General features: G+C 73.3%; 7 protein-coding genes. 3 read left to right on the top strand and 4 right to left on the bottom strand.

The genetic code is table 11. The features are described 5' to 3' along the window. Positions 1-167: 167 nt before the first annotated feature. From ETU37_RS06690 to ETU37_RS06680, 3 genes are all read right to left on the bottom strand, one after another. Positions 168-1,538: an MFS transporter gene (locus tag ETU37_RS06690; RefSeq protein ID WP_129986467.1), complete on the bottom strand. Its 1,371-nt coding sequence runs from the start codon at positions 1,536-1,538 to the stop codon at positions 168-170. 148 nt (positions 1,539-1,686) lie between these two features. Beyond that, positions 1,687-2,508, bottom strand: a complete 822-nt coding sequence (locus ETU37_RS06685; RefSeq protein ID WP_129986466.1) for an ABC-2 transporter permease — start codon at positions 2,506-2,508, stop codon at positions 1,687-1,689. After that, positions 2,505-3,464 (bottom strand): ATP-binding cassette domain-containing protein, encoded by a 960-nt coding sequence (locus tag ETU37_RS06680; protein ID WP_129986465.1) that lies wholly within the window; start codon positions 3,462-3,464, stop codon positions 2,505-2,507. The genes ETU37_RS06685 and ETU37_RS06680 overlap by 4 nt, the downstream gene beginning before the upstream one ends. Positions 3,465-3,559: 95 nt before the next feature. Here ETU37_RS06680 and ETU37_RS06675 point away from each other — a divergent pair, with 95 nt between their 5' ends. Next, positions 3,560-5,971 (top strand): helicase-associated domain-containing protein, encoded by a 2,412-nt coding sequence (locus ETU37_RS06675; protein WP_129986464.1) that lies wholly within the window; start codon positions 3,560-3,562, stop codon positions 5,969-5,971. On the opposite strand, the gene ETU37_RS06670 is transcribed toward ETU37_RS06675, so the two are convergent. Next, the gene (locus tag ETU37_RS06670; protein WP_129986463.1) at positions 5,940-8,276 is read right to left on the bottom strand and encodes a putative bifunctional diguanylate cyclase/phosphodiesterase; all 2,337 of its coding nucleotides are present in this window, start codon (positions 8,274-8,276) and stop codon (positions 5,940-5,942) included. The two genes, ETU37_RS06675 and ETU37_RS06670, sit on opposite strands and share 32 nt — an antisense overlap. 174 nt (positions 8,277-8,450) lie before the next feature. Between ETU37_RS06670 and ETU37_RS06665 the strand changes: the two genes are divergently transcribed. After that, positions 8,451-9,692: an EAL and HDOD domain-containing protein gene (locus ETU37_RS06665; RefSeq protein WP_165372430.1), complete on the top strand. Its 1,242-nt coding sequence runs from the start codon at positions 8,451-8,453 to the stop codon at positions 9,690-9,692. Between the two features lie 171 nt (positions 9,693-9,863). Continuing rightward, positions 9,864-11,369: a pectate lyase family protein gene (locus ETU37_RS23435; RefSeq protein WP_206053765.1), complete on the top strand. Its 1,506-nt coding sequence runs from the start codon at positions 9,864-9,866 to the stop codon at positions 11,367-11,369. Positions 11,370-11,458: the final 89 nt, after the last annotated feature.

Raw genomic sequence — 11,458 nt, 5'->3', positions numbered from 1 at the left:
GCCCCAACCACCACACGGACAGCCGACCAAAGGCAATGGGTCACGAACGACACGACACGCCGGCCGCTGGCTGTCGTTCGTGACCCGTTTCCGCCGGGAAGACGTCCGGGACGGCACGAGGCCCCGCTCCGAATCCGGAGCGGGGCCTCGTGCGTCGAGCCGGTGAGTCAGTCGTGCGCGCCGCGCACCACGCGGTCGTGGCGCAGGGAGGACGCCCTGGTCTCCTTGGCCGCGAGCACCGCGACGATGGTCAGCACCGAGGCGATCGCCATGTAGACGCCGACGGAGAAGGTGTCCTTGTCGGCCACGTCGCCGAGCAGCTTGACCGCGATGATCGGCGCCAGCGCACCGGCGAAGATCGACGCGAGCTGGTAGCCGACCGAGGCGCCGGTGTAGCGCACCGACGTACCGAAGAGCTCCGAGAAGAACGCCGCCTGCGGGGAGTACATCAGCGAGTGGAAGACCAGCCCGACGATGACGGCGAGCATCACGCTGCCGGTGGTCATGTCGTCGAGCAGCCCGAAGAAGACGAAGCCCCAGATGCCGACGCCGATCGCGCCGACCAGGTAGAGCGGACGTCGTCCGACGCGGTCGGACAGCGCGCCGATCAGCGGGATGATCACGAACTGCATGCCCGCACCGACGAGCAGCACCTTGAGGATGAGGTCCTTGTCGGCACCGAGGTACGTCGTCACGTAGGTGATCGAGATGACGGTGAAGATGTAGTAGGAGATGTTCTCCGCCATCCGCATGCCCATCGCGATGAGGACCTCCTTGGGGTAGGTCTTGATCACCTCGAGGATCGGCAGGTGCGACGCGGTCTGCTTCTTCTCCTCGATCTCGGCCTTGGCCTCCTTGAAGACCGGGGACTCCTCGAGCGACAGCCGGACGAACAGGCCGATCAGCACCAGCACGGCCGACAGCAGGAACGGGATGCGCCAGCCCCAGCTGTTGAAGGCGTCGTCGCTCTGCACCGCGGCCAGGATGAACAGCACGCCGGTGGCGAGCATGTTGCCGAGCGGGACGCCGGCCTGCGGCCAGCTGCTCCAGAAGCCGCGGCTCTTCTCGTCACCGTGCTCGGCGACCATGAGGACGGCGCCGCCCCACTCGCCGCCGACCGCGAAGCCCTGGAGGAGGCGGCAGACCAGCAGCAGGATCGGCGCGGCGATGCCGATGGCTTCGTACGTCGGCAGCAGGCCGATCGCGAACGTCGCGACACCCATCATCATCAGCGAGACGACGAGCATCTTCTTGCGGCCGACGCGGTCGCCGAAGTGGCCGAAGACGACGCCGCCGAGCGGCCGGGCGACAAAGCCGAGCGCGTAGGTGCCGAACGCCAGCAGCGTGCCGGTCACCGGGTCGGACTCGGGGAAGAACAGGGCACCGAACACCAGGGCGGCGGCGGAGCCGTAGAGGAAGAAGTCGTACCACTCGACGGCGGTGCCGATGAGGCTGGCGAAGACGACCTTGACGATGTTCGTCTTCTCGGTCGCCGGCGCCGGGCTCGTCGTCGACTGGCCCGTGGCGGGTGTGGACATCAGGGGGTTCCTTTCGCGGACCGGTCGGGTGACCTGCGTCTCTCTTTGGTCTACCCCCGGACGCTACGAACAACACCGGACGCTGGATATGTGGCCTTCGCCCATACTTTCCGCGTCGTGGTGTGGCGAGCCCCGCCCGTGCGCGCGTTCAGGCGTCGCGCCGGCGGAACAGCACCACGCTGACGGCCATCAGCACGACGGTGAGGCCGCCGAACACCACCAGCCCGCCGACCCAGGTAAGCGGGTCGCCGAACGTGGTCGAGCCGAGGTTCGGGAAGGCGTCGCTGTGGATCCGGTTGCCGGCGCCGAACGGCAGGAACCGGGTGAGCGCCTCGTGCTCCCGCAACCGGGGGACGAGGAAGAAGATCAGGGTGATGACGTTCTCGATCGCCAGCGGCCAGAGGAACAGCAGCACCAGGCCGGCGGTCTGGTTGCGGATGATGCCGGTGAACGCCATCGCGAGCGAGCAGAGCAGGCCGGCGTGCAGCACGGCGCGGCCCCAGCCGCCGACGGTCTCGCCGGTGACCAGGTCGGCCGGGTAGTTGCGCAGCCACACCACCCCGACCAGCACAGCGACCCAGTAGCAGGCCGACACCACGGCGGCGACCCACGCGTTGACGACGACGTACTTCGCGATCCAGACGCTGGTCCGCGAGGACAGCGTGGTGAGGGTGGCGCGGATCTGACCGTGGCGGTACTCGTGGCCCCACGCCAGGATGCCGATCATCGCGAGGAGGTAGCCGACGAAGTACGGCGCGCCGCCGCGGGCGAACTGGGTGCCGAGCCACGGGCCGAGCAGGTCGAGGCCGAGCTGGGCCTGGCTGCCGCCGCCGCCGTCGGCCTCGGTCGCGAAGCCCCACGACGCGGCGCCGGCGACGAGCATGGCGAAGGCGAGCGCGAGACCGGTCAGCCAGTACGTCGAGCGGATCGTGATGATGCGGGCCCACTCGTAGCGCAGCGCGTCGGTCACGAGGCCTCCTCCCCCGACGTCGTCGAGCCCGTCGTCCCCGGCTCGGGCCGCGCGTGCGCCTCGAACTCCTGCGCCCCCTCGGTCGCCTCGAGGAACGCCTCCTCGAGCGTGGCCGTCCGGGGCGACAGCTCGTGCAGGCGGATCCCCGCGTCGAAGGCGACGTCGCCGACGGTCTCGAGGTCCAGGCCGCTCACCGAGAGCGCGCCGGGCTCGACCGCCTCGACCGTCGCGCCGCGGCCGCGCAGGACGTCGGCGAGGTCGGTCGCCTGGGGCGTCCGCACCAGCACGGCGTTGCGGCGCGAGCTGCGCACGAAGTCCTGGATCGGGCCGCTGGCGATGAGCCGGCCGCGGCCGACCACGACGAGCTGGTCGGCCATCAGCGCCATCTCGGGGAGCAGGTGGCTGGAGACGAACACCGACCGGCCCTGGGCGGCGAACCCCCGCAGCAGCTCGCGGATCCACTGGATGCCCTGCGGGTCGAGGCCGTTGGCGGGCTCGTCGAGGATCAGCGTGTGCGGGTCGCCGAGCAGCGCGGCCGCGAGCCCGAGCCGCTGACCCATGCCCATCGAGAAGGTGCGCGGCTTCTTCCGCGCGACCGAGGAGAGCCCGAGCTGCTCCAGCACCTCGTCGACCCGCCGTGCCGGGATCCCGCTGGCCGAGGCGAGCATGCGCAGGTGGTTGCGCGCGGTGCGGGTCGGGTGGAACGGCTTGGCCTCCAGCAGCGCGCCGACGTGGTGCATCGGCCGGTCCAGGGAGGTGAACGGGACCCCGTCGAACGTCGTCGTCCCGGCGCCCTTGTCGAGGCCGAGCATGAGCCGCATCGTGGTCGACTTGCCGGCACCGTTGGGCCCGAGGAAGCCGGTGACGCTGCCGGGCTGCACGTCGAAGGACAGGTCGACGACCGCCGGCTTCCCGGCGTACGACTTTCCGAGACTTCGCGCCTCGATGACCGCCATGGGGCCAATCCTGACAGTCAGAACGACTCGTCTGCGGTGTTCGGGGTGATTCACACGGGCGGTTCGCAGACGAGTCGAGCGGTAGCGTGGTGCGGATGCCCGCGTCCGAGCCCCCGCGCACCCTCGCCGACCAGCTGCGCGGCTGGTCGGACGCGGCGCTGTCCCGCCTGCTGCGGGAGCGACCCGACCTGGCGTCGCCCGCGCCGCAGGACTCCGGCCAGCTCGCGTCCCGGGCCGGCACCCGCGCGTCGGCGCTGCGCGCGGTCGACCAGCTCGACCAGCTCGAGCTGACGGTGCTCGACGCGGTCCTCGCGTGCGGCGGTACGGCGTCCCGCGGACGCGTCCGGGCGCTGGTGAACGCCGACGAGACCGCGGTCGACGCGGCGCTGGACCGGCTGCACGCGCTCGCGCTGGTCTGGGGCGACGACGACCTGCTGCGCGCCCTCAGCGTGCTCGGCGACGCCGTCGGCACCGCGGTGAGCGGTCTGGGCCCGGACGTGGAGCTGCTGCTGGGCGGCTACGGGCCCAGCCGGGTCGCGATGCTCGCTGCCGACCTCGGGCTGGCCCCGTCCGGCGACCGCAGCGCCGACATCGCCGCGATCCGCGACCTGCTCGCCGACCCCGACCGGGTGGCCGCGCTCGTCGGCGAGGTGGACGACCGGGCCCGGGCGATCCTCGACCACCTCGACCGGGAGGGTCGCGACGGCAGCGTCGAGGCGACCGACCGTCCCGTGCGCCGCGCCGACCACGCCGGGCCGGTGGACAGCCTGCTCGCCCGCGCCCTGCTGGTGGCCAAGGACCGCCGCCACGTCGCGCTCCCCCGGGAGGTCGCGCTGCACCTGCGCGGCGGCCGCACCACCCGCGAGGCCGTCGTCGGCCCGCCCGCCCTCGTCACCGGCTCGCGCGACGCGGGCCTGGTCGACCGGGCCGCGGCCGGGGCGGCGTTCGAGATGGTCCGGCACGTCGAGCTGCTCCTGGAGCACTGGGGCACCCAGCCGCCCAACGCGCTGCGCTCCGGCGGCCTCGGCGTGCGCGAGCTCAAGTCGGCCGCGGAGCTGCTGCACGTCGAGGAGAAGGTCGCGGCGCTGCACGTCGAGCTGGCCTGGGCGGCCGGGCTCATCGACGTCGGCTCGACCGACGAGCAGGACGCCGCCTGGCTGCCCACCGACGCCTTCGACCACTGGACCGCCACCAGCGTCGCCGACAGGTGGACCCGGCTCGCGCTGGCCTGGCTCGACTCGCCCCGGATGTTCGGCCAGGTCGGCAGCCGCGTCGGCGGCAAGCCGGTCAACGCGCTGGCCCCCGACCTCGAGCGTGCGTGGCTGGTCGACACCCGCCGCTCGGCGCTGCGCGAGGTCGGCGAGCTGCCGGCCGGCGAGGTGCTCGCGGCCGGCACCGGGCTGCCCTCGCTCGTCGACCGTCTGGCCTGGCTGCGGCCGCGGCGGCCCGCCCTCCGCCGCGAGGCGGTGGCCTGGACGATGGAGGAGGCCGCGATCGTCGGCGTCGTGGCCCTGGGCGGGCTCGCCGCACACGGCCGCGCGCTGCTCGGCGACGACGACCCGACCCACCACGCGGCCGCGGCGCTCGAGCCGCTGCTGCCCGAGCCGGTCGACCACGTTTTGCTCCAGGCCGACCTGACCGCGGTGGCGCCGGGGCCGCTGGAGCAGGACCTCGGCCGCAACCTGGCCACGCTCGCCGACATCGAGTCACGCGGGGGCGCGACGGTCTACCGGTTCACCGAGCGGTCGGTGCGCCGCGGCTTCGACAGCGGCTGGTCGGCCGCCGAGATCCACGCGTTCCTGAGCGCGGCGTCGCGGACGCCGGTGCCCCAGCCGCTGGTGTACCTCGTCGACGACGTCTCCCGGAAGTTCGGCACGGTCCGGGTCGGCTCGGCCGAGTCGTTCCTGCGCAGCGACGACGAGTCCGCGCTCGCCGAGCTCGTCCACCACCCCAAGGCGTCCTCGCTGCGGCTGCGGCGGATCGCGCCGACGGTCGTGGTGAGCGACGTACCGCTCGACGTGCTGCTCCCCCGGCTCCGCGAGCTGGGCGCCGCCCCGGTGGTCGAGGCGCCGGACGGCACCGTGCGGCTGGCCCGCCGGGAGGTGCAGCGGGCGCGCTCACCGCGCACCCGGCGCACCGACCAGGGCGTGCCCGGCAGCCACGACCCGCGCGGGGCCGCGCGCCTCGGCGCCCGGATCGCCGCGACCGTCACCGCCATCCGCGCCGGCGACAAGGCCGCCGCCCACCGGCCCGCCGGACCACCGAGCCCGTCGCAGGGACCGCGGTCCTCACCCGCCGAGCTGCTCTCGGCGCTGCGCGAGGCGGCCGACGCGAAGCAGACGGTCGTCATCGGGTACGTCGACAACGCGGGCGTCACGGTCGACCGGGTCGTCGACCCGGTGCACGTGCACGCCGGTCAGCTGACGGCGTTCGACCACCGCGCCGACGACGTGCGTCTGTTCGCGGTGCACCGGATCACCGGCGTCGCTGCACTTCGGGACGCGTGACCGGGACTGCCGGCTGCTCGGGGAGCCGGGTGCTCTGCTCGGGGACGGGGAGCCGGTGCTTGCCGCCGCTGCTGCGCGACATCCGGGCCTCGACCTCCGTGGCCGCGGCCGGACGCCCGACGTGCCAGCCCTGCAGCTCGTCGCAGCCGAGCTCGCGCAGCCGCTCGGCGGCCCGGCGGTCCTCCACGCCCTCCGCCACGATCCGCATGCCGAGCGCGTGGGCGAGGTCGATGGCCGACTTGACGACCCCCGTCGACCGGGCGTCGACGGCGGCGTCGCGGGCGAAGCGGCCGTCGAGCTTGAGCGCGTGGAACGGCAGCTCGTGCAGCCGGGCGAGGCCGGTGCCGCCGGTGCCGTAGTCGTCCAGCGCCAGCCGGACGCCGAGCCCCTTGAGCGAGCGGATCACGTCGGTGACCCGGTCCGGGTCCTCGGCCAGCGCGGCCTCGGGGATGTCGAGGGTGAGCGCGGACGCGGGGACGTCGTTGCCCAGCAGCGCCTCGGCGACGAGGTTCACGATCGCCTCGTCGCGCAGGTCGCTCGTGCTGAGGTTCACCGTGAGCGAGACCGTGACGCCGTGCGCGCGCCAGCGCTCGAGGTCGCCGAGCGCGATCTCCAGCACCCGCTGGGCGATCGCGTTGGTCAGCCGGTAGCGCTCGGCGGCGGGCAGGAAGTCGGCCGGGAGCAGCAGGCCGCGCTCGGGGTGGTCCCACCTCACCAGCGCCTCGACGCCGACGAGGTGACCCTCGGCGGACTCGACCGGCAGGTACTCGACGACGAGCTCGCGCCGGTCGAGCGCCCGGTGCAGCTCCTCGGACAGGCCGAGCTGCTGGGTCTTCTCGTCGTGTGACGGCGCGTGGAAGCGGACGGCGTCGCCGGAGGTCTTGGCGGCGTACATCGCGGCGTCGGCCGCGAACAGGATCTCGCTGCGGGTGCGGCCGTGCCGCGGCGCGACGGCAAGGCCGATGCTGGCGTGCGCGTGCAGCTCGGCGTCGGGGAGCCTGAGCGGCTCGGCGAGGCTCTCCTGGAGCGCCTCGCCAACCATCAGCGCGGCGTTGCGGGAGGTCGCCTCGTGCAGCACCACGGCGAACTCGTCGCCGCCGAGCCGGGCGAAGAGGTACGGCGTCTCGAGCTCCTCGAGCTTGGCGCCGAACCGGGCCACGACGCCCTTGAGCAGCGCGTCGCCGGTGGCGTGGCCGAGGGTGTCGTTGACCTCCTTGAAGTGGTCCAGGTCGATCAGCGCCACCGCGAACGTGCCGTCGTCGCCGGGCTTCAGCTCCGCGTCGTCGTCGGCGAGGGCGAGCATGGTGTCGAGGTGCAGGTACAGCGCGCGGCGGTTGGGGATGCCGGTCAGCTCGTCCGTCAGGGCCATCTCCTTGACCGCCGCGAGCTCGCGCAGCTGGAGGAACGCCCGGACGAAGCGCGCCGCCGCGCACACCAGCGTGGCCAGCGCGAGCAGCGTCGGCAGGGGGTTGACCTGCCAGTCCGGCGCGACCGGCAGCACGGCGACCGCGGCCACCGAGGACAGGGCGGGTACGCCGAGCGCGCGCGAACCGGCGAGCCGGTCGGGGCGCTGCGCCCCGTGGCCCAGCGCGCCGACGCTGAGCAGCGCGAGTGCGAGGCCGACCAGCGCGTGGGACCAGGCCGGCACGGCGGCCCCGGAGGCGAACCGCTCGACCTGGACGAGGTGGGCGGCGGCCAGGACCACGAGCGCGACCGCCCACAGCCCGAACTGGCGGCCGTGCGCCAGCCCGACCAGGGCGAGGGCGCCGAGGGAGGCCGCGACGAGCGCGGCGTCGAGGAACGGGAAGGCGAGCAGCGGCACCTGCGCCCAGGTGCCGTCGCCGATGGCCGGCAGCAGCGGCGCGACCGCGAGGGTGGCGACCGCCGCGCCGGCCAGGGCGCCGGTCAGGCCGTCGAGGCAGACCGTGAGCCGCAGCCCGCGCACGTGCACGGCGAGGGCCGCGAGCAGGCCGAGCAGCAGGAACGGGTAGCCGACCAGCACGAGGACGTCGCCGACGAAGCCGGCGAAGCCGCGTTCGCCGAGGCCGAGCAGGCCGCCCGCCGTACCGACGAAGTGGCCGAGCGGGAACATCGCCAGGCCCGTGGTCAGCGGGACGAGCCAGGGCCGCACGACCGGGGACTCGTCGCGGACGCAGGTCAGCGCCCAGACGGGGAGGCCCAGGAGCAGGGTGGTCAGCACAACCTCGCTGAGCCAGGACGGGCCGGCCGAGGGCGCGACGAGGAGCCACCCGTAGCCCGGGATCCCGAGGGCCAGGGCGACAAGAAGTGACCGCTGCTGCTGCACCGCGCTCCCTCGTTGGCCGTTCTCCTGCAGGAGTGTGATCGGACAGATCGCTGTCCGACTTGAGGGAAACATCCCCTGTTCGGGTCCCCCGGGCCGCCGATCGGCCGAACCGTGACCCTTCCGGCCCGGCGCGCGACCCCGACGGGCACAATGCGGACGGGAGGAGGTGTGCGCGTGGAGACAACGGGGGAGGCCACGACGACGGCTGCGCCTGCCGTCGCGGTCGGCCGCCAGGCCGTCGTGGACCGGGACCGACGCGTCGTCGGCTACGAGCTGCTCTACCGCTCCCTCCAGCCGGACGCCCCCCGGCCGTCGGGTGACCAGATGACCGCCGACGTGGTGCTCAGCGCTCTGACGATCGGCGTCGGCCAGCTCGTCGGCGACAAGGTGATCTTCTGCAACGCCGAGCGCAGCGCGCTCACGGGCGACACGCCGGTCACGCTCCCCTCGCACCGGACCGTCATCGAGGTGCTCGAGACGGTCGCCATCGACGACGAGGTGATCCGGGGCTGCGCCGACCTGGTCGCGCAGGGCTACCGGCTCGCGCTCGACGACTTCGTCTGGGTCGACGGCGTCGAGCGGCTGCTGGAGCTCGCCAGCATCGTCAAGCTCGACGTCCGCGCCGGGTCCCGCGCGGAGCTCGAGGAGCTCGCCCGCCGGTGCACGCCGTACGGCGTCCGCCTGCTCGCCGAGAAGCTCGAGACCGACGACGAGCTGCAGTGGGCGATGGACGCCGGCTTCGACTACTTCCAGGGCTACGCCATCGAGCGGCCCCAGGTGGTGCGCGCGTCGGCGCTGCCGCCGTCGGCCGCAGGTCACGTGCAGCTCGCGGCCACGATGCTCACCGAGGACGTCGACTTCGACGAGCTCGAGCGGGTGCTGCGCCGCGAGCCCGGCCTGGTGGTCCAGGTGCTCCAGCTCGCGTCGGTCGGCGCCGACCGTGGCCTGCGCCGCGAGGTGCAGACCGTCCGCGAGGCCCTCGTGCTGCTCGGCACGGTCAAGATCCGGCAGTGGGTGGCGCTGACCCTGCTGTCCGGCCGCCCCTCGGCGGGCACCGACGGGCTCGCGACGGCGCTCGTGCGGGCCCGCACCTGCGAGCTGCTGGCCGGGTCCCGCGGCCTCGGCGACCCGGAGTTCGCGTTCACGACCGGCCTGCTCTCGGCGCTCGACCTGCTCCTCGGCGTGCCGCTCGACGAGGTCGCCGTGAGCCTCGACCTGCCGGACGCGGTGACCGCTGCGGCGTTCCGCCACGAGGGCGCCGTCGGCGCGCTGGTGGCCGAGGTGGCGTCGTACCAGGGTGCCGTCTCCCGCCGGACGCCGACGCCCGCCGAGACGGACCTGGACGCGGCCTCGGCCGCCGCCTTCGGCTGGGCGATGCCGTTCGTGAGCACCTTCGCCGCGTCTCCCGCGGCGTGAGACGACCGGGCTAGGCCAGAGGTACTAAGTCTTCTCCACGATTGGGTATACGACGAAACATCGGGTTACCTCCCTCGAATGCTTCTCAACAAGTACTCACTCCCTGTCCTCGCCGCGGCGGCCACCGCCGTCACGGCGACAGCGGTGGCCCCCCAAGTGATGCTGGCTCCGGTGGCCGCACCCGCCAAGGCGTTCCCCGGCGCGGAGGGCTTCGGCACCACGACGCCGGGCGGACGTGGCGGCACCGTGTGCGCCGTGACCTCGCTCGCCGACTCGGGCCCGGGCACCCTCCGGTCCTGCGCCGAGGCGTCGGGTCCGCGCTACGTCATCTTCAAGACCGGTGGAACGATCTCGCTCAAGAGCCGGATCAACGTGACGCAGCCCTTCCTCACGATCGCCGGGCAGACGGCTCCCGGTGGCGGCATCACGCTGCGGATGGACCCCTCCTCGGGCACCGACCAGGGCACCTTGCAGATCGCGACGCACGACGTGGTGGTGCGCTACCTGCGCTTCCGGCCCGGTGACGGTGGCGCGGCCGACGACAGCCACGACGCGATCACGATCTACAAGACCGGCGTCAAGAACGTCGTGGTGGACCACTCCTCGTTCAGCTGGGCGGTGGACGAGAACGTGAACACCTACGACGGCTCCACGGACATCACGGTCAGCAACTCGATCATCGCCGAGGGCCTCAGCAACGCCGGCCACCCCGACGGTGAGCACTCCAAGGGCATGCTCTCGGGCGGTGTCGACGCGCACAACGTGTCGATCCATCACAACCTGTTCGTCTCCAACGTCGACCGCAACCCGCAGGTCAGCGGCGTCTCGGTGGCCGACATCCGCAACAACGTGATCTACAACTACGGCGACGGCTCGGGCTCCGGCGTCACGCTGATCTCGTCGAGCAAGGGCAAGCCCCAGGTCAACTGGGTCGGCAACTACTACAAGCCCGGCCCGAACAGCAACCCGTCGCGCGCCGAGTTCGCGACGTACAACGGCGACACCGGCGCCACCCACCAGTGGTACGGCGACGGCAACAAGCGGTGGACCTCGGCCGGTGACGCCGACGCCCGGATCGGCCAGTCGGTCGGCCGAGTCACCACGCCGTTCGCCGCGGCACCGGTGACGACCACGTCGGCGGCCCAGGCGTACACCGACGTGCTCGCCAACGCGGGCGCCTCGCTGGTGCGCGACGCGGTCGACCAGCGCCTGGTCCAGGAGGTCAAGACCGGCGGTGGGGCGTTCGCGAACTCCGCGGGCGCGTACCCGACCCTCGCCGTCGGCGCGGCCCAGGCCGACTCCGACAGCGACGGCATGCCCGACGGCTACGAGTCGTCCCACGGGACGAACCCGCGGGCCGCGGACGCTGTCGGGGACGCCAACGGCAACGGCTACGACAACATCGAGGACTGGTTCAACTCGCTGGTGAGCGGCGCCCCCGCGCCGTCCGAGCCGGCCCCGACCCAGCCGGCCCCGTCGAGCCCGGCGCCCTCCAGCCCGGCCCCGTCGTCGCCCGCACCGTCGAGCCCGGCCCCGTCGTCGCCCGCACCGTCGAGCCCGGCCCCGTCGAGCACGGCACCCTCCAGCCCGGCTCCCTCGTCGGGTGCGCTGCAGCTGGTCTGCCCGATCGTGCCGACCCCGACACGCGGCCAGACGATCACCTGCACCTACCAGTAGACGGGTCGTGGGCGGCGCTGTCCCAGGGGCCGCCCACCCCTCCCCCGGCCCACGGTCCGGACCCGCGCGGTCTGGACCGTGGGCCTTAC

Origin of the sequence: Nocardioides iriomotensis, assembly GCF_004168035.1 — a bacterium.
Classification (GTDB): Bacteria; Actinomycetota; Actinomycetes; order Propionibacteriales; family Nocardioidaceae; genus Nocardioides_B; species Nocardioides_B iriomotensis.
This window is presented reverse-complemented; position numbering and strand designations above follow the sequence as displayed.